Below are 23,465 nucleotides of genomic sequence, written 5' to 3' on the forward strand. Positions count from 1 at the left end.
AGTGATTTAGCGTAATAAAAATAATACTTACCATGGTTTTCCGGTGCCCTGAATAATCCATGGCCTGGACCAGGGACTATTTTGAGGACCATTAGCGCCAAAGGAGGAATAGGTGGTTACTTCCAGTCGTTTCATGGCTTCGGCGATATTGGTTTTATTCAGGTTTCTTTCTTCCAGCATATAATACAGGCGTACAGGTACAACGGGGCCTTTTGCATAAGGGCCTGCATGTAATACCGGGTAACCTGTTCTTCTGTAGTCAGCCCAGGCTTCTGTGGCGGCTGTCCAGCTGGCAATCCATTTTTGTTCCATGATCTGTTGCTGGGTATGATTGAATTTTACATTAGCCTGTGCAAGATATGCCGCTGCACTGCTGCCAATACCCCAGGTGTTAAAAGAGGCCTGTATGGCAGCTTTATAATGGGTTTCCCCGTCACCGGCGGCCCAACCTTTTACAGCGTTGGCTTCTGCTAAAATGAAATGTACTTCTGCGGCAGATATTAACCGGGCTTTCAGCAAAGGGCCTTTGGCTTGTTTGTAAATATCGTTGAGCCAGGATACATGCGGATTCCTGGAGCCTTGCGCCGCATCCGGACTTAAATTATATACGGCCGGGCCGGGGATGGCCGGCGGCAACCCTACATAGTTTACATCCTGGTTAATATCGTTTAAGGTTAAGCCTTTAGAGGTGAGTACATCCGGAGAAATATATCTTACTTTCCTGTTTTCGCCGGCGACTACCGTATCTGTAGGTTTATAAACGTTACCGGTGCCGGGAGGTTTAGTATCATCTACCAGCAGGAAGCACTGTACTTTGTTGGCCCATACAGCCAGTCTCGGATCATGCAATGATTGTAAGGAAGTCACCAGTGTGTTACACATTTTTAGCCTGCGGTAGTTGCTGCTATCGGTATCATATACCACGTTGGCTGGCCAGGAGTCCGCGTTGCTGTTGCCGGGGAAAGACATGGTGGCATCATCAGCTGCATCGGTGATGATAGGAAACTGTACAGGATCAGCCACTATTTTTTCAATGCCCGCTTTAGCGATGTTGGGCAGCTTCTCTGACAAACGCATATAGTAGCGTAAAGCGAGGGAATTGGCCATTTTACGCCATTTTGCCGGGTCGCCCTGGTAATACACATCTACGGCATCAATCAGGGCAGGATAAGCGCTTTTAGGCTTAGACAGGAGGGTATTGGCTTTTTCCAGGTCGGCCAGTATGCCGGTATAAATTGCCTGTTGAGGATCGTATATCGGCGTAGTAGCGCCAGCGCCCTGTTCACCTTTTAATGCCTGGGAATAAGGCGCATCACCCCATAGGTCGGTAATCAGTCCAAACATCATCGATTTCATGACCAGCGCAACGCCTTGCTGTAGCTCGTTTTGCAAGGTAACGGCCCGGTCATATACCAGCTGATTATTTCTCAGGATATCGTAATAGGCGGTCCAGCTGTTGCTGCCTCCCCAGTCGTATTCATTGTGGGTGGTGGTCCAGCCATCTTTCTGTGTATGCTGCATCACACCGGCCATGTCCTGGTAGCCCAGTGTAACGATTTCTATGCCGGCCTGTGTTAATACAGTAGATAATACCAGGTTAGGATTGATGGTGGCGGGATTGGAGCCATTGGGGTTCTCATTCAGCTTCATCAGGTCCTTTTTACAGGACGACATAGAAGCACCTAACAACCCAAGGCAAAGTATAAATGATTTAGTAACTGTTTTCATGTTGCAGTAGTTAAATGAGCTCTTAAAAAGTGACATTCAGTTTAGCGCCCATCGGTATAGACCAGGGGGTTACATTATATCTTTCGATGCCCTGCATAAACTGCATACCGGAGCCTTGTACGCTGGTAGAAGGCTGGTAGGCATTTTCCGGATCGATGCCGATTTTTGCAGCTGTCCACAGGATAATATTTCTGCTGTAAATAGAAATGCTGGCATTTTGTATTTTGGCAGAAGAGATCAGCTTCTTAGGTAACTCATAAGAAAATGATACTTCCCGCAGTTTCAGGTAAGAAGCCGGGAACAGGAAAGCCCTGGCAAACGACCAGGCGGTGCTGCCTGCATAAGGAAGCGTAAGCGTACCTGTGCCACCCAGATTTTCCGTATAGCCGGTAGGGTTACCATTGGCATCATAACCTTTGGCTCTCACCCCGGGAATAAATACACCGCCATAAGGCAGCACATAAGGACCGTATGCAAATGGATAGCCGTTGTATTCTGGTGTAGGGCCACCCACTAACGGAAATTTGTTGCCGCTGGGGATGATCAGTTCGTCCTGGTGGCTCACCAGGTAATCCCTGAGTTCCTGTCCTTTCATATTGCCGGGGTTGGTGAGCTTATCGAGGAAAAGTTGAGAGTTCCCTTTTTCTTCTCCGTAGCGGTAAGTCTGGGATACAAAATCACCGCCATTTCTCCAGTCGAAGGTCATGCTCAGCGTAAAGTTTTTATAGGTAATGGAAGTTTGCAATCCCATGATAAAGTTAGGATTGAAGTTGCCGATTTTATTGCGGGTATTGATCGCATCTATACTTTGCCATTTACCGGTATTGTCCAGCAATGGATAGCCATAATAGGGAGATGATTTATCGGTAACGGTCACCACCTGCGCATCGTAAATATCGCCGATGTCTTCTCCTACATACGTCCATGCGCCGCCTTTACCTTCTTCCCAAAGTGTGTAGTAGGGCAGATCATCGGGCAGGGAAATAATTTTGGTCCTGTTCCGTGTGAAGTTGGCGTTGATATCCCATCTCCAGTTTTTCCGCTGCACGGGTGTACCACCAAGGGTTAATTCTATGCCCCTGCTTCTTAACAAACCAGCGTTGATGTTGCGGGAAGAATAGCCGGAAGAAGGTGCTGTTTTGGGACTGAAGATCTGGTTCTTATTTTCTACCATGTAATAGGTAGCGGCCATGCGTAAACGGTTTTTAAACAGGTTTACATCCACACCGCCTTCGAAGGAAGTGGCTATTTCCGGTTTCAGAAAAGGATTGAGCAGGTTGCCGGAAGTAGAGAGCCGGGGAATGTTACCCCAGGCGCCTGCATTGTATAAAGTACCTAACAGCTGATAAGGAGCGGCATCGTTACCCACCTGGGCGGCGCCACCTCTTACTTTGATCATGTTAATATTATCGGAGGTAATACCAGCCATTTCATTCACCAACAAGCTAAGAGATGCAGAAGGATAAAAATAGGCGGCCGCTTCAGGTAAGGTACTGGACCAGTCGGTACGACCGGTTACGTCCAGGTAGGCCATGCCCTTATATCCCAGGTTGATCATGCTGTACACGCTGTTCACACCTTTTTCATACATGCTGCTGCTATAGTTCAGATTTTGCGGAGCAATGTTCTGGATGGTGTACACTCCTGGCGTATTCAATCCGGTGCCGTCTTTGGTAGAAGTAGTAATATTTTTGCCTGTCTGATAGCGTTTGTTTCCTCCCACAGAAATGGAGAAGTCAAAATCGCGGATATCTTTTTTGTAGGTTAACAGCAGGTCGATGTTGCGTTCGTAGTTATTGATATTGATAATACCGTATGCGCCACCGGGATTGTTCAGGTAGCTGTTGGAAATTTTTGTTTCTCTTTTTTCACCATAGGTATCAAGGGCATATCTGGCCATGAAGCTGAGGGAGGGCAGGATTTTCCAATCGGCTCTGATGTTACCGAATACACGATCTCTCACAAATCCGTTCTTCACTTCGTTGGCAAGGAAGTAAGGGTTGTTGAATACGCCGTTGGCTTGTGTGCGTTGTTGCAGTCCTTCCTGGCCGGGCATCCAGTAGTCTCTGAGATCGCGCACATCGATGTGGGGAGAAATACTATATACAGCCTGCAGCGGGTTGGCACCTCTGTCGCCGGCAGGACGGTTATTGGAATTGGTGCGGCTGAAATCAATGTTGGTGCTCAGACTTAATTTTTTGTTTACCTGTAAGCTGGAGTTTAGGTTCAGCGCATTTTTAAACAGGTCGGTATTAGGGATAATGCCTTTGTTGGTCATGTTGGCATATCCCACACGATAAGCAATTTTGTCGTTGTTGTTAGCCAGGGAAACGCTGGTGGTGGTCGTCATGCCGGTGTTGACAAAATTTTTGACATTGTCTTTGTGTGATACCAAAGGCATCGGTATCGGTTTGCCATTTTTATCTTTGGGACTGTTCCATTGTACTTCTTCATAACCCATATCCAACTCCGCACCGAAGGTGCCATCAATATTTTCTGATATTACGGTGCCGAAAGGGTTGGTGAGTAAATTACCACTACGGGAAACCGGGATACCGGAGAACTGTCCGGAGCCAAACTTGGTTTGCCATTTCAGGAATTTATAAGGGATGTCAAATACCGTGTTGATAGATGCATTCACCGTGGCACGGTTAACTTTTTTACCGGTTTTGGTGGTGATCAGTACTACACCGTTGCCGGCGCGGGAGCCATACAACGCAGCCGCACTGGGGCCTTTCAGTATGGTCACACTTTCGATGTTGTCCATATTAATATCGGAAATAGCGTTGCCATAATCCACCATATTATCTTTACCAATCTGGCTGATGTTGTTGACAGTGTTGGCGAGGGGTACACCATCCACTACAAACAGGGGTTGGTTATCGCTGCTCAGGGAGGTAGCGCCGCGTATGATCATGCTCACAGAGGAGCCGGTACCACCGGTAGCATTAATTGTGACACCAGCTACTTTACCGGACATCGCATTTAACAGGTTTTCCTGGGTGACACGGTTAAATTCTTTTCCACCCAGTTCTTCTACAGAGTAGCCCAATGCCTTCTTTTCTCTTTTAATGCCCAGCGCGGTGACCAGTACCTGTTCTAACTCTTCTACTTTTTTTTTCAGGACTACGGACAACGACAACTTGCTGGAGTCATTGATTGTATAGCCTTTGAGGGTATCTGTTACGTAACCGATATGGGTGAAGATGAAGCGATAGGGGCCGCCGGCGGGTAATTTCGCAAACGTAAAAATACCTTTTTCGTTGGTAGTGGTGTTGGCCAATACATTGTTACCTGCATTTTCCACCCTTACCATCACATGGGCAAGGATTTCATTATTATCACTTTTAATAATTCCGATGGCAGCAGGATGTGTGTTTTGCGCCAGCAGGCTACCTATACATAAGTGCGATAATAGGAGCAACCAAATCGTTTTGGTGGGACGATCTTTTCGGGATGGTCGGATGTTTACACGCATAATATTTCATTTTTAGGCAAAAGGAATCACGGGCAGCCTTTTCAGGCCGCAATAGCTATAGTATGGACTGTTATGTTCTGCTTATTGTGTTATGTAAATAACATTGTTTGTCTGCTTAATAGTAAGATTGTTTAACGTGGCGATGGTAGACAGAAAATCGGTTAGTGACTCTTTGCTACTATCGAAAATTCCTGTAAAACTCATGTCTGTCAGCGCACTTTCCTGGCACTGAATAGTGATCTTATATTTTTCCGACATTAATCTGAAAATATTTGCCAGCGGCTCATTGCTGAAAGTAAATATTTCTTTTTCGGGCTTCACCATTATTTTTTTGTTGGCGGCCACCAGTGTTTTATTGAGCTGGTTGACAACAGCGACCATTTTAACCGGATCAAAGGACAGATCCTGGCCGGGTAACAGGTAGGTGGTTTTTACCCCTTTACTGCCCGATACGCTGTCTGGTTTGATCATTACCTTACCGCTGATCAGTTGCACCCGGATAGGGCCTTTACCGGCGTCCCAGGCAGTTACTTTAAATACGGTGCCCAACGCAGTAGTGCCCAGGTTACCGGCATACACGGTAAATGGTTTTTCTTTGTCGGGAGCTACTTTGAATAATGCTTCTCCCGTTAAAAAAATTTCCCTGCCGGTAACTGCAAATGATGGCAGGTATTTTATCCGGCTGCCTGGCGCCAGCTCCACCACACTACCATCTTTTAAACGGAGGGGCATTATTTTCCGGGTATTATTAATCTGCTGCTGATACACGGCGGGTGCAACAGCCGGTTGTGCTACCGGAACAATGGCGGCTACTGTTTTTGCGGGTGCTTTATCATAGCGGCTCCATAAGAAGCCGGTAAAGGCAATGCCCAGCACGGCAGCAGCGATCCATTTATAGTAGATTGTTTTTACCTTTTTTTGTTGATACGTACGACTTTCAATGACGGCCAGCATTTTGTCGGAAACGTCTGTTGGTAAAGCATTATCCGGGTGAAATGAATGCCAGCTTTCTTCTGTTAACCAGGGTTGTAAAGCTTCCGGGTGCTCCGCGAAATATGCGGTTACTGCCTGCTTCTCTGATTCATTGCATTCGCCCCGAAAAAACTTTTCAAGTAATGTTGCTGGATGCTTCATATCTATGTATTCGTTTGAAAACAGTAAATCCCTCACTGCTTAACAATTTGTAAATATTGGAAGAAGAAAAAAGGTCAGAGGAGATGGGAAACCATCGTGATGAGTAATAACAACAGGGAGTCTTTTAACTGCCGGATAGCCCGTACAATGTGATTTTCAACAGTTTTTGGGGAGATGGACAACTGTTTGGCTATCTCTTTATGTGGAAGTCCTTCAAAGCGGCTTAGTTTAAACACATTTTTCCTGATGGGAGATAATTGTTCAATACTGTTATATACCCGCTTTAGTTCTTCTTTCACGGTAAGATCTGTTTCCATATGCCAGTCGGGTGTTTCGCGGACCATCGACTCGGTATGCCTGTTCCTGACCTGTTGCTTGCGCAGGAGGTCTGTCATCACGCTTTTGGCTATACGGAATAGCTGTGCAGAGATATTAAAATTTGTTGATAGTTTTTCCCTTCTTTCCCAAAGTAGTATGAAAGATAACTGTACAGTTTCTTCAGACAGGTAAACAGAGTGTGTACATTTCAATACGTAGAAATAAAGTTTTGTATGATATTGTTGATATATCATTTTAAAACTTTCGATATTTCCATTCTTTATATCCTGTACGATACTTTCCATAATGATCGCAAATATCTAATGGACCTAAACAAGATACAAGGAATTACTGATTATATTATTGTTATTTTAACCCTTTCTTACTTCTTCAGTTTCAATACCAAAGGTGCAGTGGCCACTCCGGGAATAGTTACTGTAATTGACAGATCGAGGGTAGAGTCGCTGACATTCTCCATCCAGTGCGGATCGTTATCACCTTTTTGGGAAGTCAGTAAAAATACTGCGTCATGTACATCCAGTTTCCAGGTGCCTGCATTGCCGGCAGTGGGCAGAATCAGCTGTGTACAACCGGTAATGGCAAAGTTGCCGTCGGCGCCGAACTGGTAGCTATTTGTTTTGGTGCAGGTAAATAAAGCACCGGCAGGCCCCAGCAGTGGCGCCAGTGCAATAATGCTGGTACCTGCAGGAATATTTTGCCCGCCCAGCTTCACCGGCACCGCAAAAACAATATCCTTTTGTTGCCAGTTACCGGCTATCTGTTTGTATTTCTGCGATTTTTCAGGAGTAGCATCTTTATTCTTTTTGCAGGACACTACCAGCAGATGTCCTGCTGCCAACAGTATGAGTGCTTTTACAGGTATAAAATTGCGCATAACTTTTTTAAGTTAAATGATAGGGATGATGAATTGGTGTGGAAGCTTCCTGTTATGTATTCGTTTGGAAATGGGAAATCCCTCACGGGGTAACAATTAGTTCATAAAGGGGCGACACTTATTTATCTTGTAAGTGATGAACGTGAAAGAGAGAGAAAATGTACATGGTTAAAGCAACAAGAAACTGATGCTTGTTGATAATAACGGGTTTTGACAAGCTGGCTCAGTATGCCTTAGGCGATTTTAAGGGCCTTCCAGCCGCGAATCTATTAATCAGCAATAAGTATGCGCCGGAAAGGCAATTGCCGGGATAATGTGGTTGTTGAGCGCTTTAAATAACATCTATTTGCTGCTCTTATCTGGCGTGCACCCGATATGGTAAGTGACGCTTTCGTAGTTGTTGGTCCAAGATCTATATATGATTCATACGCGCATGGATTAATGCTTCGTAGAATGCATTTGGATGGGTCATACGGTACGGATAAAAAGACTGAGATTGATTATCACCGTTTACTATCCTTTGTAGGAGTATAATGGAAACGGATCATCGCATTTTCTGTTTCTGAAGAAGATACTTTTAATTCATAACGTTTATCGCTCGTTAAAATAATCATTTTGGCGGTATTGGGAGGAATATCCCCTAAGTTGTTGGCGTGTAGTATGAGCTCCTGTACTTCTCTGCCGGGGTCGGCCATCAGTTGGAGGCGTAGCGATTTGGCGGTCAGTTCCTGCCGGTCTGCTACTTTGAGGCCGTTAAAATAAACAGTGACGGTGTCGTGATCGACAGTACCGTAATCGTATAGGCTGATGTCAATAGCGGGATCGCTGATCTGGTAAGATCCCTGTAAACTGTTTCTGCGCTTGCTGAGAGCACTGCTGTCGGTTGGCGATGTACGTGCGATGATGATTGGTTTGCCACTGTCGGCAGTCGTTGGCCTTTTAGTGTCAGCGGGCGTGGTTTTTTTGGTTGTCAATGCGGTACTCACCGGCGGTATGGTATCAGTTGGCAGGGATGTTTTATCCGTCAATGCCTGGCTAATCGACTTACCACTGCCAGGTAATTTCAGTTGGGCAATTTCCGTATCTGTGAGTTTGGATAGCCGGATGAATCTTTTACTATGTACTTTTCCTGTATACTTTGAGTAAGAGGTAATGCTGCCCTGCAGCACTATTTCCCCGTCAATGTCAAACCATTTCAGGCTGAGATCTGCGAGGCGCGCACTATATTTTTTGGGGATGGTGAGCTGATTGAATTTTGTTTCTTTAAAAAGCCAGTTATCTGCGCTATTATTCCGCAGCCCTGCAACGGTCAATTCTCCATAGAGGGTAGGGGTTTCATAAAACCAGGAAGTGCCGGTATATTGGCCGGCGCTTGTTTCCTGCAGCTGCATGATGTAGATCCCATCCATGCCGGCCCAGCCATCGTAATTAATGGCCGTATAGCCTTTCCATACACCCTGCAGGTTTTGTGCGTGGGTGAGGGGTGAAAAGAAAACACAAAGACAGGTAATCAATAAAGTTTTGTAGCTGGTTAACATATGGACAAATATAATCCATTCAGGAATTGACTGGTACTTGCAGGGGTTGTTCCATATGCAGTCGCCTGAACAGCAAACCACCTATGCCGATGGTGATAAGCCCCTGCAACAAAACTGTGTTGGGCGTACCAATCAGTTGAGACATCGCGCCTACGAGGAGTCCGCCGAGTGGTTGCATTCCAAAAAATGCCATCGCATAAAAGCTGATCACACGTCCGCGCATGGAAGGATTTACTGTAGTTTGGATGAGGGTGTTACTGATAGTGATCTGCGACATCATACCGAAACCTGCAAGGGTAGCAAATACCAGCGCAATGGGATAATAGGTGGAGTGAGAAAATAAAACGAGGCCGACGCCGAAAATCAGCGTATTGATGGCCAGTATTTTTCTCAGGTTTTTCCCCGGTTTCAGCGAAGCCAGGAAAATGGCGCCACAGAAAGCCCCCAGCCCGATGGCACTGTCTATCACTCCAAAGGTAGAAGCGGTACCTTTAAAAATATCTTTGGCATATACCGGCATTAGCGTGGTATAAGGCAATACCAGCAAGCTAATGGAAGCCAGGGTTAATAAGATCAAAGAGATGGCCGGCGTTTCCCGGATATAGGTAAACCCTTCTTTCAGTTCACCTGCTATATTTTTGGTGCGTATTTTAGGCGTATAGGTGGGTAGCTTCATCTGGAGGAGGGAACCTATTACTGCAATAAAACTAATCGCATTCAAACCGAAGCAAATGTCTTCCCCGAATTTTTCCAGTGCCAATCCGGCTATGCCCGGGCCTATCAGCCGGGAAAGGTTTACCATGGAAGAATTCAGCGCCAGCGCATTCGGCAGATCTGCTTTATTGTCGACCATTTCATATACGAGCGACTGGCGGGCGGGTACATCGAACGCGTTGATTACGCCGAGGAAGGCGCTCAGGCCAATGATCTCCCACACGGAATAATGCTGGAAATAAATTAGAATGGTTAGTAAAATGGCCTGTACCATAGAGGCCACCTGTGTGAGCAGTAATAGCTTGTACCGGTTGTACCGGTCAGATGCGACGCCACCCAGAAAAGAAAAAACAAAGGAGGGGAACATGCTCGCAAAGAGGGTGAGCCCCAGCATAAATTTAGAATGGGTCTGGGAATAGATTACCCAGCTGACGGCGGTTTTTTGCATCCAGGTACCAATAAGGGAAATGGATTGACCGCTGAAATATAGCCTGTAATTGCGGCTTTTAAATGCATTGAAGGTGCTGATGTTCATTTTTTATCGGCGCTTTTACTCGTAATCCACCAGTCTGGCTAAAGGCGCCAACGCTGCCTGCAGGATCGCCTGCTCTTCTTTTGTACATACATTGGCAATGGCCTTGCTCAACCACTCATCGCGTTCCCGCCTTACTTTCTGTATCCGTTCTTTGCCGGCAGCCGACAACGAAATATGTATTTTCCGTTTATCGCTGTCAGAGGGTGTTCTGGTAATTAAATCCAGGGCAGCAAGATGCTGGAGCAGTTGACCCATAGATTGGGGCGTCATTTTTTCCATGACCGCCAGTTCTGCTGAAAGCAGTTGTTGGTGCTGGTCGAGCAGTACCAGCACGGAGCGTTCACTTTGCGACAGCTGTTCGTTGGCCGGCGAAAGCTTTCGCAGCTTGCGGATGAGTCGTGCCAGCAGGGGACGAAGCTGGGCGGCCAGTAAATCCTGATTTTTAGATGGCATGATTTGTAAGGTAAAATTATAAGTTTACCTTACAAATGTAGGGTATTTGTCTGAGGTTTCTATAGGAGGGAGATGGATATTTAATAACCGATTTTAGTGAAGGCGATAACGTTTGTGTCTATTCAGCTTGTGATCTGGCTCCTTACTTCCCCGAAAAGCGACTCAGCGTTTCCCTCGATACACCGAGGTAAGCTGCAATCAAAGATTTAGGTACGCGTTGAAACAATAAGGGATACTGTGCCAGTAGCAGCTCATAGCGTGATTGTGCATCGTTATTTAAAAGTGTTAGGATCCTTTGTTGGAGCGCAACAAATCCGGAGGTGGTTTTCATCCTGGAAAAATGTTCTACTTTATGCGATTCCGCGCATAGCTTTTTTTTGTTTTCGGCAGAAAAACACAACAGCGTGGTTTCTTCCAGACAATCTATGTTAAGGGTGGCCCGGGTGTGATTTACATATGCCTGGTAATCGGTGATCCACCAGTCTTCCATCGCAAACTGTAAAATATGTTCCTTCCCTGTTTCATTGGTATAGGAGGCCTTTAGCAAACCTTTGACTACAAAATATTCATGTAATACCTCATTGCCTTCCTGTACCAGAAACTGGTGCTTCTTTAACTTTTTAATGGTGAAGTAAGACAGGATATGTTCAAACTCTGCATCCGTTAACGGTACAATGGCTTCCATATGCCGTCTTAGTGCGATACTCATAGTGATGCTGTTTTTCGGGCGCAAAATAATGTTTAAAGTGATCTGGATCACTATTTAATAGTGACCTGCTTCCTTTTTCAGGCAGAGATTATGTGCTAATTTTGGTGAAAATTAAACAAATGAAAAAAGGTATATGGCTGCTGCTCTGTTTCTTTATTGGTTTTCAGGGATACAGTCAAAGTAAAACAACTCATATGAAAAAGAAAATATTAATCGTAGTAACGTCTTTTGATGAAGTAAAAAGTACGGGTAACAAAACCGGCACCTGGATAGAAGAACTGGCTACGCCGTATTATCAGTTGACAGACCAGGGATATACCGTGACCATCGCATCACCCGAAGGAGGCAAGGGGCCTGTTGACCCCAAAAGTACCCGGCCGGAATTTAGTACGGAGGCCGTAAAGCGTTTTTACAACGACGCAGCTGCGCAACAGCAACTGGATCATACCGTGTTGTTAAGCGATGTGCAGGAAAAGGACTTTGATGCTGTTTTTTATCCGGGCGGCCACGGTCCTATGTGGGATCTGCCAGAGAATGCATTATCCATTAATTTGATTTCGGCTTTTTATGAAGCAGGCAAACCAGTAGCATTGGTTTGTCATGCACCGGCCGCATTGAAAAATGTAAAAGATAAAAGCGGAGCGCCCCTGATTAAAGGAAAGCAGGTAGCAGGGTTTACCAATAGTGAAGAAGTAGCAGGACAAACCACGCATGAAGTGCCATTTATGCTGGAAGATATGCTGAAAGAAAAAGGGGCGGAATATGTAAAAGGGGGCGACTGGCAGCCGTTTGCTGTATCGGCGGGCAACCTGATAACAGGACAGAACCCTGCTTCGGCTAAATTAGTAGGAGAGAGACTAATCGCTGCATTGCAGGAAAAATAAAGATTGGTCATTTTTTTAAAAAAGCGTGCTGTCCTGTTCATCAGAACAGCACGCTTTTTCACTTCTTTATATACCGTCAGATTACGGGAGATGTCAGCGTTTATCTGCATCTTGTCAATACCCTCAAAATATCTAAAAGCAGAGTGAATGGTATCTCCTTTTCGCGCATGAACAACACCCGTAGCAGGAGAAAATAATTGTATGTTACGGATAATGCCACTTGCATAAAAAGATCATTGGCAAACCAGTTGACACCCGGAAGTCATCACCATCACGCCAGTTTCGGATGGAGTTTATGATAATATAAATAGGATACCACCAGGCAGGCAAAAAATGTTAAGTGACCTATTTCAATCAGGATGCTATCGCCACTGGATAAGTGTGCTACCGCTGCTGAGATAAGGGTGATGCCAAAACCAAAGTAGGCAAACTCTTTCAGCCTGGCAGGTACAAACGGAATCAGTAATGCCAGGGAGCCCAATAGTTTGGCTATGGTGAGTTCTATGCGGAACCAGTTCGGCAAGCCAAAATGTGCAAAAGCGCCTTTCATTTCCGGGTTGAAAGTAAAGTTATAGGCGCTCCACAACATCACGCTCGTGAGAATTGCCGTTGCTATCCAGTATATGATTTTGTCTTTTCTCATGCTAGTTGAATTTAAAAACACTTAACAGGATAATGATAAAAATGCAAACGACTTGCGTGAGATGAAACAGGCGTAAGTTGCCTTTCACCTTTTCAGGAATCCCTGTATCGGCTGCCAATGCCTTTTTGAGTTTAGCCCGCTGCCGTAATCCAACAAACAGGGTATTGGCAATTACTAACAGTACCAGTCCAAACTTGATCCGGAACCAGACCTGCTCGCCGTATACACCGCTGGTCATGAACATAATGCCTATACCGGAAATAATGATTATCCCGATACCTATGCGCATGATGATGGGGAAAAAAGACATGGCCTGTAATACCGCCGGTGCTTTGGTGGTGTCCAGTGCATATTGTTTCCAGAACTGTCTGATGCCGATGAAGTCAGCAATGGTGGATCCTGCGAAGAGGAGGAATCCTATGAGGTGTAGTACGACGAGGCTTTGATAAAGGTGTTGTGTTGACATTTGTTGAATATTTATTTGTAATAATACCGAAGTAATTTATGTAAATGTATAACGGAATTGTAGTAAAAACAAAATTTCCGAAGTATTTTTTATAATATTGCTTCGGAAATAATACAACTGTTACATGAACAAAGCTGTGGCGCTTATTACAGCATGGGGAGCTTTTGATGATAATCATCCGGAAAGCACCCTGGAAGAATTTTGCCGGCACTACCTGGCCAATGCAAAAAAAGAGGCGGAATTCCCGCCCGTGGGCCGTTTTCTCCCTGTTAGCAGTGATGGAGTACTCATGCGTGCCGTAGGCCGGATTTTTAAGCTGCATAGCATTTATACGGTGGCCGCCCTGGATGGCACCGGTATTAATAACATGGACGAGTATTCCCTGCTCAACACCGTAGCACAACTAAAAGAACCCCGGAAAACGGAGGCGATCTATGCTGCGCTGCAGGAACTATCTACCGGTACCGATAAACTGAACCGCCTGAAGAAACTGGGCTACCTGGCAGAATATGATGATAAAGAAGATAAACGCTCCAAACGACTGAAAGTAACACCCAAAGGAGAAAAGGTGCTGGTGACCTGCAGAAAGCGGATTAGTCAACTGGCGCAGGTCATGTTTCATGACCTGACAGAAGATGATAAACAATTATGTTTTCAATTACTGAAGGGAGTAGAGTCGAAATTCACCGGTATCTGGCAATCCCATAAAGGGAAAGATTTTGAGGAAATTTACGGGGAGATTGTATTGGGGGAAGGAGAGTAAGAATTACGAATTAGGAATTACGAATTACGGAGTTGTGGGTAGATTGTGAACGCGAAGGTCATCATTCGCGAATATCTACCCACAACTCCGTAATTCGTAATTCCTAATTCGTAATTCCTACTTCGCTACATCCATGCAGTAAGTAACGCAATGCCAAACACTTTTGAAATCTTTACCTTCATGCTGCCCACTGGTGGCTTCTGTATAAGTACCTTCCAACATATAACGGCCAGGCCATGCCGGCGAAAAAGTAATATCGCCTTGTTGTCCGGTCTTGAATTTTTTAGCCCATCCTTCCGGAGACTGAACAGTTACCTCGCCTTCTGCAGGCGCTGCTTTCTTGTAGCTCAACTGTACCTTTTCCGGCTGGTGGAGTTTGGGTGCTTTGCTGTGATTTGCCAGCAGTGCAAAATCCGTATAACCCTGCACGTTATCAACGCCTTTCAGAGAGCCGTTCACTTTCACCAGGCCCAGGGCATAGTAATGAATTTTATTTTCTCCGTAAACAGTCTGCACAGTATGATCGATCGATAAAACATGTGTACCCGCTACCTTAGGCGTAAATGTAGCCTTGAAATGATTGCCATCCGGCACAACGGTCAGCGCTTCTTTTTGTCCGTCTGGTGTAACCAGGTACAGTGTAAATGCAGTCATACTGCTGAACCAGTTTTGTATAGAGTCGCGCTGGTTATCTGCATATTCACCCAGGAAAACTTTTACTTCCTGTGGTTGCCCGATTTTGCCGGTGGTAACGGTTTCTATCCAAAGGGCGTGGGCAAACAGGGTTTGAAGGCTACAGCATAAAATAACAGAAAACAGGAGTTTTTTCATTCGTATTTGATTTATATAGTAATGAGAATAATCAGCGGCAAAATTACTACTCCGGCGATAGGATCCGGGAGCCAATGAGGAAAATGATTTACGCAATCGGGAAAAATAATGGTAGCCGGAGATGAACTATTCCAGCGTCCCAAGGTATTGTGCAAATCTTTGCAGGTCCTGGTTAACAGATCTGACGGTAGATTGCAATTCATTTAGCATGGAGGCGCGGGTATGGAGGTTATCCGCTTTGTACGTGCCACCCCGTCCGAAAAACAGCTGTTCATCGGAAGTGCTCAGGGGGCCGTCAAGATCATATTTCTCCCAGCGTTTCCGGATGCTCGCCGCCAGTGAAAGCTGCCCGCTGTTACTGAAATGTTTTTCTGTGAGTATATACCAGGTGAAAGATGGATAAATAGCAGAGGTATCGGGTGTGTACCAGATATCATGCAATACATTTCGTTCATGCGTTAACGTCATTTTCTTTCGGGCAGCATTAATCGTCATGGCGCCCAGCCCGGCAGATAAAAGGCCGCCGGTAATGGCCACAGCATTCTGTGGTCCATCATTTTTAATAGCTACAGTAGCGATGGTAGTAATAGCGCCCACAATTATGGAGGCAACTGTGAGCCGGGTATTTCTTTTGCCGTTGAAATTATCCAGGTAACGTGCGAGTTGATCCGCTCTTTCTCCTTCGCAATCCAGTTCAGCGGCTACACCGGCAATTTCCATGGTAGCCAGTAACAACCGGTGATGTATCTGCGATCTGATTTCTGTTCTGCTCATACTGCCCGCTACAGAACTGTCTGCCATGAAGGTTTTCAGGCGCTGTATCAGGTAGAGGGTTCCGGTGGCATTGGCCATCAACACTTCGTGTACCGGCATTTTCCTGTTGATACTTAACAACGAATCTGTGTTCCTGAGAGGAGTGGTCGCCGGATTGTTGCTATAGGCCGCCGCCGGCGCGCAGTAGTCACCAGTGATATGCAGGGTTGTACTATTGATGACCTGGCCGGTTTTACAGGCTTGCAGCCAACAGCCGAACAGGCAGGTCCAAAGCCACGGAAAGCAGATTGTTTTCATCTTCATTATTTAGCGTGATGACATCTCCCGTACTATCTACAAAAAAACAGAAGGGTTGTTCAACACTACCAGCATTTACCGGTTGGAGATGGCATCTACTTTTCCATCCACCAGGTGAATGGTTTGATCGGACCTGGCGGCAATCTCTTCATCATGTGTCACCATCAGGATCGTTTGCCCTTTTTCTGCGGATARTTTTTTAAACAGGTCAAATACCACGGCCGAATTATAACTATCGAGGTTGCCGGTAGGTTCATCTCCCATGATGATCAGTGGTTCGTTGATGAGTGCGCGGGCAATGGCTACCCGTTGTTGTTGTCCGCCGGAAAGGAGGGAGGCCCGCTTATGCGCCTGGTCGGCTACCCCCAGGAGTTTTAATAACTCCATAGCATGATGTTCGGTTTCAGCAGGACTGTATTTTCTCAGCTTCAGCGCGGGCAGCATCACGTTTCTCAATACCGTAAACTCCGCCAACAGGTAATGAAACTGGAATACAAAACCGATATGATGATTCCTGAAATCGGCCAGCCAGGGATTACTTTTTCCGTGCATTTCTTCCTGGTTAATACAGATGCTGCCTTCAAAGTCCCTGTCCATGGTAGATAGCAGGTATAGGAGAGTAGACTTGCCACTGCCGGATTTGCCGGTGATAGCAATGAACTTCCCTTTCTCTATATCAAAACTTACATCGGTGAGCACCTGCATTTTTGCCGGTTGCAGAAAATATTTATTGACGTTTTTAATGGATATCAGCTGCATGTTTAGCCTCTTAAAATGGTGATGGGATCTACCCGGGATGCTTTACGTGATGGCAGGTAACCCGCAAGGGTGGTGGTAATGATGCCGAAAGAGAATCCGGCGATATAATACATCATATCAAAGCTCACCGGCAGATGATCCAGGGTAATCATGACATCACTCTTGTACGGCATTTTAGAAACACCCCAGGAGCAGAGGAATCCGAATACCAGTCCCAGCAAAGCCCCTGTGATGCCAATGATCAGCGCCTGAATGAGAAATATCCAGCGGATATCTGCATCAGAAAATCCCATGGCTTTCAGGATGGCGATGTCTTTCATTTTTTCATAGATCATCATGGTGAGGATATTAAAGATGCCGAAACCAGCTACCAGCAGAATGGTCACGGCTACCCCATATACGATCATACTGCGTAGTACGTCGCCCTGTAGAATGGCGGCATTGTCCTGTTTCCAGTCGGATCCCTGGTAGTTGTACTTCTGCTCCAGCTCCAGCGCCAGGGGCGGCGCCAGTTCCATATCATGCAATTTGATTCTGATATCGGTGATATAGGCAGCAGGTACGCCGAGAAAACGTTGTACCGTATTCAAACTGGCATAGCTTTGTTGTTTGTCGATGTCCGTCACCCCGGTTTTAAAAGTACCTACTACGGTGACATAAAAGCTGTTGCCATTTTCCGTTGTCAACGCCAGCCGGTCACCGGTTTTTACATTCAGTTTTTTAGCAAGACCAACCCCCATTACCATACTGTTTGGCAGGGTGGATAGTTCCTTGAAGCTACCGTCTACCAGTTTGGATTGCAGGTTAAACAAGCTGTTTTCTGCATCGAATTCAATACCATTCATGATGCCATTGATAGTGCTGGAGCCCAGCCGGTAAAACACCTGTGTATGGATGGATCCGGAGATAGCGCTGATGCGTGGATCCTGTTCCAGTGTTTGCACCACATGTTTACCATCTTTCAAACTTGACAACACATCTTTGGGCCTTACGTGTTCTACTACGTTGATGGTGCTGGTGGATRCGTTGTCGAGGATGGTACCGGGCGTAGCCTGTACTTCATTGTACAGGCGCAGGTGCGGAGACTGGTCAAACGCAATTGCCCGGATGTATTCATTGGAGCCGGTAATAAAGCTTACCATAAATACAAATACCGTAATGCCGATGGTGACACCTATCGTAGCAACGATGGTTTGTTTGAGCCGGCTGCGCATATGTGTAAGTGCAATGGATGCTGCCAGCTGTAAGTCCGTTAGTATTTTCATGGCTTACTCTTTTTTAGTGATGATGTCTCCGGCATGTAATCCGGCAGTAACCTCTACCCAGTCGCCGTTCTTGGCGCGGGTGCTGATGGCGGTTTTTTGCAGTGCTTTTCCCTGTAGCAGGTATACGCTGTCGCCTTTTAGCAGGTAGTCTGATGGTATCATTAATGTGGTGATGTTTTCCCGGATAACGATATTGGCTTCTACAGAAGATTGTGGGTAAAAGGTATTGCTATCCTGCACGGCGGCTTCTACCTGGAAGCTCCTGCTTTCTTTTTGGAGTACCGGAATAATTTTATCGATGCTGGCGGTAAACTGTTTGCCGGGATATACATCGGTTTCGAAATATACTTTTTGTCCGGTTTTAATTTTGCTGATATCGCGTTCATCTACCAGTAATTCCAGTTTAAATTTTCCGGGGAGACCTACCAGGAGCACAGGACTATTGAGTTCGACCAGTTCCCCTTCTTTTGGATACACTTTAAACACGCTGCCATCCACGGGGCTTTTCAGTACTTTCCCTTCTCTGACCTGCTGACTGGCAGCAAACTGCTGGCGGCTTTGCAGGAGCTTATCTGTCAGTTCATTTTTTTGTGCGAGGTATCGTTGTTGTAAGGATTGGTAGTTACGCAGACTATTAGCGGCATCCAGTCTTTTTTGTTCGGCGTCTTTTTCAGACACGGCTTTATCTTTGGCAAGGTCTGTATACCGCGCTGCATTTACAGCATCCTGTTCATATTGTTGTTGTGCCTGTGCGATCTTTTCTTTCAGTTCATTCAGCGGGGCCGATCCATCAGCCGCATTGCTGCCGGCGAGTGCCACCTGGCTGTGGCGTATATCCAGCTCCGTTAGTTGACCGGGTGTGCCGAGAACGGCCAGTACTTCATTTTTGCTGACGGTATCGCCTTCTTTTACTTTCAGTTGCAGGAGCAGATCTGTGCTGTTTGATTTCAGAAAATAATAAGCCTGAGGCATGATTTCGCCGGATGCATATACCGCTTCATTCAGCGAACGTTGCTGCACCGTATGAGTAGCGGTTTTTTTCTTGCAGGCAATGGCCAGGGCAGCTATTCCTGCTATTATTAAAAGCTTTTTCATGCAAGGTTATTTGTTTTGTAAATAATTTATTTCCGTGTAATGCCTGAAGAAATCCATTCTGGCATCGTTCAACTGTTCTTCTGCTTCGTAGCGTTCTTTCTGTACGTCTTTCAGCTGGATCATATCAATGATGCCCTTATTGATTTTCAGGGTGGAGAGTTGTTCATTTTCTGCCGCCAGCCGGATGTTTTCCTGCTGTAGCTGTATGGTTCTGGCAGCCTGCTCCAGCAGTGATGTTTCCTGTTGGTATTTCTTTTCCTGTTCGGCAGTATAGTTTTTAAACTGAGATTCGGCAGCTTGCCGGCGGGCTTTTTCACTGCGGGGTTTATAGATGATGTTGGCGAATGATAAGGGCATAGTGAGATGCAAGCCCACAAAGCCTACGGAAAACCAGGGAGAGTGGGTGATGAAATTACTTTTATCGCCGAAGCCCAGTTGTTCCCAGGTGCCTTTTATATGTAGTGCCGGGTACCAGGCCGATAAGGCCGTACGATAATTTTGCTGTGCGATGCTTACTTTTAATTGTTCGGCTTCGTAGTCCGGCAGCTGCTGTGCCGCAAATCCGTTGATGGCGAGCGGAGGGAGCTGGCCTGCAGGTACCAGCAGGAGGGAGTCTTCCAGCGGAAAGCCCATCCAGAATTTCAGGTCCAGGTAACTTTGTTGTAATGCTGTGGTAGCTTTCCCGTTTTCTACTTCCCGGTTTTTCAGCAGGGTAGCGGATTGGTTAAATGCTATTTTATCGATCAGCCCTTTATTATACTGCAAGGTAATCAGCGCGTGAATATGCAGATAATTTTCATACAGTTGTTGGGTAACGTTGGCGTATTCAGCTTGTTGCTGTGCGCTGTAAAATGCGATGCGCACGTTTTTCAGCAGTGTTTGCAAGAGGGCTTTGTAGTCACCTTGTTGCGACTGTTGTTGTAAGCGGGCCAGCTTTATACGTTGCCAGGTTTGTACATCAAGTAGCGGGAGGTCCGCATCGGCGCCATAGGTACCCATCCAGGGTGTTCCCATTCTTACCGGGACGAAGGTGCCGGCAGGTTGGTCCACCAGTTCTCCCGGGAATACCTGTACAGGTATTTTCCAGTAGTTGTCTACCGATCCTTTCCCTGTGATTTCCGGAAGTAGTTGGGCGATGGTTGCTTTGCGGTCCTCCGTAGCTGCTTGTATAGACTGGCGTTGGGAGAGAAGATGGTTGTTATGAACCGTGGCGTATTCGAGGCAGTTTTCAAGCGTCCATTGCGGAGCCGTGTTGCTGACGGGCATAGTTTGCCCTGTTGCTATCCGGACATGGATAGCCAACCACAGTAGTAGGATACCTGTTTTCATCTTATGTAATTGAATTTCTTTTAGTTCTGAATTAAAAGAACTAATGTTGGCAAAAAAAAACGGTTATTTGTTTTTCTTTTTTTCCTCCACTGTTCTTTTCCACCTTTCCAGGATCAAGGGAATTTCGAACAGCATCATTTTGTATAGCGCTGATATTTCTTCCAGTTCATCGTTGAAGTCGTCATCGGCCTGTCGGATACTTCTTACGTCGTCGAGGATAGTATAAAACTCTTTTATCTTTTTAGACAAGTAATCTTCGCTGAACATTGTTTTTATGCTAATGGAAAAATAGCGCTTACGTTGCCCACCAATGGTTTTGGCGTCTATCATTTTTACCGCTTCCAGCATTTTGAGCGCATTGGAAACCGCGCTTTTGCTCACTCCAAAGTATTCCACCATTTGTTCAAAGGTGGCCTGATGCTGTTCACTCAGCATCAGGTACACAAATACCCTTGCCGCCACTGGAGTAAGCCCCATGGCTTCCATGGTAGCACTATGCTGTTCTATCTTTGCCCTGTATTTTTCCAATATCGTTTTTAATGTCCGGGAGTAAAGGTATAAAAGATATTTGGTTTTCTTTCAGGAGAACCAAATATTTTGGGAGCCTGTAAAGGGCTGGAGAGAAAAGTTGCTCATCCTTCTTTTTGCCACCAACACTATTGGAAATTTAATGGCGCAGACATTATTTGAAAAATTGGTTTTTATTCCTCTAACATTTTTATTTACCTTATTGCTTTGGAGGATTGTAAAAAAGAAGCTCAAACATATGAACAATAACGCTACGGAAAGAGCCAAAATGCCGACAGGCGACAGCAGTGTTTTAGACAGCAGAAGTTTGGCCAACAGCTATGCCACGTTGATTCCCATTCTTCAAAAAGGGATGCGTGTGCTGGACGTTGGCTGTGGCACCGGGGCTATATCTGCCGGCATAGCAGCGGTAGTAGGCAACACCGGCACAGTGGTAGGGATAGACAGCAGCGCGCATCTGATTGCCAAAGGCAAAGATGATCACGCCGATCTTCCCCAACTGACATTAATAGAAGCGGATTTATTTACCTACGATCCTGCCGAGAAATTTGATCTTATCGTTTCAGCCCGTGTACTGCAATGGTTGAACAACCCCGCCGCCGCCCTGCTGAAATTCAAATCCCTGCTGAAACCCGGCGGCATCATTTCTATACTTGACTACAATCATACCCAGCTGGAATGGACACCTGCACCACCGGTGAGCATGCAACAATTTTATCAGGCATTCCTCGACTGGCGCTCAGATGCCGGCATGGACAACAACATGGCCGATCATCTGCCCGGTATCTTCGAACAATTGGGCTTTCACAATATCACCACCTTACCTGCCGATGAAGTATATAAAAAAGGAACCCCTTCCTTCGTGGAAAAAGTAGGTATCTGGACTAAAGTTGCTGAATTGAGAGGTCCGCAAATGGTGACCAGTGGCTTTATTACAGAGGCTGCACGTTTAACCGCGATCGCCGAATATAATGCCTGGGTGCAAGAAGGCGCAGAAGAAATGGTGATGAAGTTGAAAGAGGTGAGGGCTACTGTTTAAGAAGGGAATATTATGCAAACAAGCATATACTGGCTGGAGAAGTTTAGTAACGGCGCCGCATTAGGCATTATGCCACGGCCCCGTGGCAATGATTGGCTGGAAGGCGAAATCATGAGCCTGAAAAAACAGCGGGTGGACGTGCTGGTGTCTTTACTGGAACCTGACGAAATAAAAGAGCTGGAACTGAAGAGAGAAGAAGCTGATTGCATCAAACATGGTATCCGGTTTATCAATTTCCCGATCCCTGATAGAGATGTTCCCACTGAAGGCAAGAACACGGAAGCGTTTATAGCTTCCCTGGTGGCCGCTATTGATGCAGGGCAATCTGTTTGTATCCATTGCAGAATGGGGATAGGCAGAGCATCTATTATTGCGGGGAGTGTATTACTTTTAAAAGGTACCAGGTTTGATGAGCTGATAGAAAAGATCAGCAAGGCACGTGGCCTGAAAGTGCCGGATACGGCGGAACAGGTAAAATGGTTGAAAGAAAGAAGTTAATAGCGTAGAGGTATCATCGCGGGTGTGTCCGCGTATAGTTAATCCATACTTCCGCTATCATCGCATGCACCGTAAACCCAATCCAGAAAGCGGTCCCAAAAAACACCTGTGGCGGCAAACCCGACAAAGCGAAGAACAGCACGATAATAGGTCGTACCGTACTTACGGCCAAGCCTACCGCAAAAGCCCGGATCATCCACTCCCGGTGCAACGGCATGTTTCTGTGAATAATATGCCAGCAGGCTTTACTGAGCGATACCAGGAAAAAGATGCTGAATAATATGCTTGCTGCTGCCTCGTTAACACCACCAATCGGCAACATGATAACCGGCATACATAAGGCCGAAATCCCTACAATGTAAGCGCATGCCACATATAGTCTACCACTGATGCGGTGAAAAGAGAGGTGCCGCTTCCGGATCGCCGGCATGAATTGCCAGGGGCCCAGCAACATCACCATCATGCCGGGTAGTATATGCATAAACGTTAGTACCGGATGATGACTGAAGCCGGTGTCGAAAGGTGCCCCGCCGGAAGGATTGAATGAAGCGATCAGCCCTGCCATGGCCAGGGTTCTTCTGATCACCATCACAATGCCAATAGCAGTCAGGAAAAAGACCCCGATACGTAATAGCAACGTTATTCTTTTGCGGTTCATAAGTCAAGCCGTATAAATGAACCTAAATGTAATACTTGCCACAAAAGTGGGGAAGGGAAGTCTATAAGCGGGGAGCCTGGCGCGACAGGAATGGGAAAAGCTGCGATATTACCGGTCACTCCCTGTATCAAAAC

Annotated in this window: 23 protein-coding genes; 4 read left to right on the top strand and 19 right to left on the bottom strand. The window is 46.0% G+C overall.

Translation table 11 applies throughout. From position 1 onward, the window contains the following. Positions 1 to 27 precede the first annotated feature (27 nt). The 9 genes from AC1DP6_RS11440 to AC1DP6_RS11480 all read right to left on the bottom strand — a co-directional run bounded on the left by AC1DP6_RS11440 (position 28) and on the right by AC1DP6_RS11480 (position 11,502). Entirely contained in the window at positions 28 to 1,728 is a 1,701-nt protein-coding gene (locus AC1DP6_RS11440; RefSeq protein ID WP_477054913.1) for a SusD/RagB family nutrient-binding outer membrane lipoprotein, read from the bottom strand. Between the two features lie 22 nt (positions 1,729 to 1,750). Continuing rightward, complete coding sequence (locus tag AC1DP6_RS11445) at positions 1,751 to 5,206, bottom strand: SusC/RagA family TonB-linked outer membrane protein (RefSeq protein ID WP_477054914.1); 3,456 nt, start codon at positions 5,204 to 5,206, stop codon at positions 1,751 to 1,753. A gap of 81 nt (positions 5,207 to 5,287) precedes the next feature. Beyond that, positions 5,288 to 6,340: a FecR family protein gene (locus AC1DP6_RS11450; RefSeq protein ID WP_477054915.1), complete on the bottom strand. Its 1,053-nt coding sequence runs from the start codon at positions 6,338 to 6,340 to the stop codon at positions 5,288 to 5,290. A gap of 74 nt (positions 6,341 to 6,414) precedes the next feature. Then, entirely contained in the window at positions 6,415 to 6,963 is a 549-nt protein-coding gene (locus AC1DP6_RS11455; protein WP_477054916.1) for an RNA polymerase sigma factor, read from the bottom strand. Positions 6,964 to 7,040: 77 nt separating this feature from the next. Further along, a complete protein-coding gene (locus AC1DP6_RS11460; RefSeq protein ID WP_477054917.1) occupies positions 7,041 to 7,553 on the bottom strand; it encodes a hypothetical protein in 513 nt (170 codons plus the stop codon). Between the two features lie 503 nt (positions 7,554 to 8,056). Beyond that, the gene (locus AC1DP6_RS11465) at positions 8,057 to 9,091 is read right to left on the bottom strand and encodes a hypothetical protein (RefSeq protein ID WP_477054918.1); all 1,035 of its coding nucleotides are present in this window, start codon (positions 9,089 to 9,091) and stop codon (positions 8,057 to 8,059) included. A gap of 19 nt (positions 9,092 to 9,110) precedes the next feature. Next, a complete protein-coding gene (locus AC1DP6_RS11470; RefSeq protein ID WP_477054919.1) occupies positions 9,111 to 10,340 on the bottom strand; it encodes an MFS transporter in 1,230 nt (409 codons plus the stop codon). 15 nt (positions 10,341 to 10,355) lie between these two features. Then, a complete protein-coding gene (locus AC1DP6_RS11475; RefSeq protein WP_477026704.1) occupies positions 10,356 to 10,793 on the bottom strand; it encodes a MarR family winged helix-turn-helix transcriptional regulator in 438 nt (145 codons plus the stop codon). 142 nt (positions 10,794 to 10,935) lie between these two features. Continuing rightward, positions 10,936 to 11,502 (bottom strand): Crp/Fnr family transcriptional regulator, encoded by a 567-nt coding sequence (locus AC1DP6_RS11480; protein WP_477054920.1) that lies wholly within the window; start codon positions 11,500 to 11,502, stop codon positions 10,936 to 10,938. A 194-nt stretch (positions 11,503 to 11,696) separates the two neighbouring features. On the opposite strand from AC1DP6_RS11480, the gene AC1DP6_RS11485 reads away from it, so the two are divergent. Further along, positions 11,697 to 12,386, top strand: coding sequence for a type 1 glutamine amidotransferase domain-containing protein (locus AC1DP6_RS11485; protein ID WP_477054921.1), 690 nt, complete (start codon positions 11,697 to 11,699; stop codon positions 12,384 to 12,386). Positions 12,387 to 12,657: 271 nt separating this feature from the next. Here the strand turns inward: AC1DP6_RS11485 and AC1DP6_RS11490 are convergent, their stop codons facing one another. Together AC1DP6_RS11490 and AC1DP6_RS11495 are read right to left on the bottom strand one after the other, a co-directional pair. Then, positions 12,658 to 13,029, bottom strand: a complete 372-nt coding sequence (locus AC1DP6_RS11490; protein ID WP_477054922.1) for a DoxX family protein — start codon at positions 13,027 to 13,029, stop codon at positions 12,658 to 12,660. A 1-nt stretch (position 13,030) separates the two neighbouring features. Beyond that, positions 13,031 to 13,495 carry a hypothetical protein gene (locus tag AC1DP6_RS11495; protein WP_477054923.1) on the bottom strand — a complete coding sequence of 155 codons (465 nt, stop codon included), beginning with the start codon at positions 13,493 to 13,495 and terminating at the stop codon, positions 13,031 to 13,033. A gap of 124 nt (positions 13,496 to 13,619) precedes the next feature. Between AC1DP6_RS11495 and AC1DP6_RS11500 the strand changes: the two genes are divergently transcribed. Then, complete coding sequence (locus AC1DP6_RS11500) at positions 13,620 to 14,258, top strand: MarR family winged helix-turn-helix transcriptional regulator (RefSeq protein ID WP_477054924.1); 639 nt, start codon at positions 13,620 to 13,622, stop codon at positions 14,256 to 14,258. 117 nt (positions 14,259 to 14,375) lie between these two features. Here AC1DP6_RS11500 and AC1DP6_RS11505 read toward each other — a convergent pair whose 3' ends face one another. From AC1DP6_RS11505 to AC1DP6_RS11535, 7 genes are all read right to left on the bottom strand, one after another. Beyond that, entirely contained in the window at positions 14,376 to 15,089 is a 714-nt protein-coding gene (locus tag AC1DP6_RS11505; protein ID WP_477054925.1) for a hypothetical protein, read from the bottom strand. A 126-nt stretch (positions 15,090 to 15,215) separates the two neighbouring features. Further along, on the bottom strand, positions 15,216 to 16,160 hold the full coding sequence (locus tag AC1DP6_RS11510; protein WP_477054926.1) for a hypothetical protein: 945 nt from the start codon (positions 16,158 to 16,160) through the stop codon (positions 15,216 to 15,218). Positions 16,161 to 16,235: 75 nt separating this feature from the next. Continuing rightward, entirely contained in the window at positions 16,236 to 16,919 is a 684-nt protein-coding gene (locus AC1DP6_RS11515; protein ID WP_477054927.1) for an ABC transporter ATP-binding protein, read from the bottom strand. Positions 16,920 to 16,921: 2 nt separating this feature from the next. After that, the gene (locus AC1DP6_RS11520) at positions 16,922 to 18,184 is read right to left on the bottom strand and encodes an ABC transporter permease (protein WP_477054928.1); all 1,263 of its coding nucleotides are present in this window, start codon (positions 18,182 to 18,184) and stop codon (positions 16,922 to 16,924) included. A 3-nt stretch (positions 18,185 to 18,187) separates the two neighbouring features. Further along, a complete protein-coding gene (locus AC1DP6_RS11525; protein ID WP_477054929.1) occupies positions 18,188 to 19,279 on the bottom strand; it encodes an efflux RND transporter periplasmic adaptor subunit in 1,092 nt (363 codons plus the stop codon). A 6-nt stretch (positions 19,280 to 19,285) separates the two neighbouring features. Then, positions 19,286 to 20,608 carry a TolC family protein gene (locus AC1DP6_RS11530; RefSeq protein ID WP_477054930.1) on the bottom strand — a complete coding sequence of 441 codons (1,323 nt, stop codon included), beginning with the start codon at positions 20,606 to 20,608 and terminating at the stop codon, positions 19,286 to 19,288. Between the two features lie 63 nt (positions 20,609 to 20,671). Next, entirely contained in the window at positions 20,672 to 21,136 is a 465-nt protein-coding gene (locus AC1DP6_RS11535; protein WP_477054931.1) for a GbsR/MarR family transcriptional regulator, read from the bottom strand. Positions 21,137 to 21,374: 238 nt separating this feature from the next. On the opposite strand from AC1DP6_RS11535, the gene AC1DP6_RS11540 reads away from it, so the two are divergent. Next, entirely contained in the window at positions 21,375 to 22,175 is an 801-nt protein-coding gene (locus tag AC1DP6_RS11540) for a class I SAM-dependent methyltransferase (protein WP_477054932.1), read from the top strand. 12 nt (positions 22,176 to 22,187) lie between these two features. Beyond that, the gene (locus AC1DP6_RS11545; RefSeq protein ID WP_477054933.1) at positions 22,188 to 22,673 is read left to right on the top strand and encodes a phosphatase domain-containing putative toxin; all 486 of its coding nucleotides are present in this window, start codon (positions 22,188 to 22,190) and stop codon (positions 22,671 to 22,673) included. Between the two features lie 13 nt (positions 22,674 to 22,686). Here AC1DP6_RS11545 and AC1DP6_RS11550 read toward each other — a convergent pair whose 3' ends face one another. Next, a complete protein-coding gene (locus AC1DP6_RS11550; RefSeq protein ID WP_477054934.1) occupies positions 22,687 to 23,331 on the bottom strand; it encodes a DUF2306 domain-containing protein in 645 nt (214 codons plus the stop codon). Between the last annotated feature and the right edge of the window lie 134 nt (positions 23,332 to 23,465).

This window comes from Chitinophaga sp. 01L420 (genome assembly GCF_056399985.1).

Bases quoted from the DNA above. Each gene is read 5' to 3' on its own strand.
- AC1DP6_RS11440 (WP_477054913.1), bottom strand. From the start codon at position 1,728: ATGAAAACAGTTACTAAATCATTTATACTTTGCCTTGGGTTGTTAGGT.
- AC1DP6_RS11445 (WP_477054914.1), bottom strand. From the start codon at position 5,206: ATGCGTGTAAACATCCGACCATCCCGAAAAGATCGTCCCACCAAAACG.
- AC1DP6_RS11450 (WP_477054915.1), bottom strand. From the start codon at position 6,340: ATGAAGCATCCAGCAACATTACTTGAAAAGTTTTTTCGGGGCGAATGC.
- AC1DP6_RS11455 (WP_477054916.1), bottom strand. From the start codon at position 6,963: ATGGAAAGTATCGTACAGGATATAAAGAATGGAAATATCGAAAGTTTT.
- AC1DP6_RS11460 (WP_477054917.1), bottom strand. From the start codon at position 7,553: ATGCGCAATTTTATACCTGTAAAAGCACTCATACTGTTGGCAGCAGGA.
- AC1DP6_RS11465 (WP_477054918.1), bottom strand. From the start codon at position 9,091: ATGTTAACCAGCTACAAAACTTTATTGATTACCTGTCTTTGTGTTTTC.
- AC1DP6_RS11470 (WP_477054919.1), bottom strand. From the start codon at position 10,340: ATGAACATCAGCACCTTCAATGCATTTAAAAGCCGCAATTACAGGCTA.
- AC1DP6_RS11475 (WP_477026704.1), bottom strand. From the start codon at position 10,793: ATGCCATCTAAAAATCAGGATTTACTGGCCGCCCAGCTTCGTCCCCTG.
- AC1DP6_RS11480 (WP_477054920.1), bottom strand. From the start codon at position 11,502: ATGAGTATCGCACTAAGACGGCATATGGAAGCCATTGTACCGTTAACG.
- AC1DP6_RS11485 (WP_477054921.1), top strand. From the start codon at position 11,697: ATGAAAAAGAAAATATTAATCGTAGTAACGTCTTTTGATGAAGTAAAA.
- AC1DP6_RS11490 (WP_477054922.1), bottom strand. From the start codon at position 13,029: ATGAGAAAAGACAAAATCATATACTGGATAGCAACGGCAATTCTCACG.
- AC1DP6_RS11495 (WP_477054923.1), bottom strand. From the start codon at position 13,495: ATGTCAACACAACACCTTTATCAAAGCCTCGTCGTACTACACCTCATA.
- AC1DP6_RS11500 (WP_477054924.1), top strand. From the start codon at position 13,620: ATGAACAAAGCTGTGGCGCTTATTACAGCATGGGGAGCTTTTGATGAT.
- AC1DP6_RS11505 (WP_477054925.1), bottom strand. From the start codon at position 15,089: ATGAAAAAACTCCTGTTTTCTGTTATTTTATGCTGTAGCCTTCAAACC.
- AC1DP6_RS11510 (WP_477054926.1), bottom strand. From the start codon at position 16,160: ATGAAAACAATCTGCTTTCCGTGGCTTTGGACCTGCCTGTTCGGCTGT.
- AC1DP6_RS11525 (WP_477054929.1), bottom strand. From the start codon at position 19,279: ATGAAAAAGCTTTTAATAATAGCAGGAATAGCTGCCCTGGCCATTGCC.
- AC1DP6_RS11530 (WP_477054930.1), bottom strand. From the start codon at position 20,608: ATGAAAACAGGTATCCTACTACTGTGGTTGGCTATCCATGTCCGGATA.
- AC1DP6_RS11540 (WP_477054932.1), top strand. From the start codon at position 21,375: ATGAACAATAACGCTACGGAAAGAGCCAAAATGCCGACAGGCGACAGC.
- AC1DP6_RS11545 (WP_477054933.1), top strand. From the start codon at position 22,188: ATGCAAACAAGCATATACTGGCTGGAGAAGTTTAGTAACGGCGCCGCA.
- AC1DP6_RS11550 (WP_477054934.1), bottom strand. From the start codon at position 23,331: ATGAACCGCAAAAGAATAACGTTGCTATTACGTATCGGGGTCTTTTTC.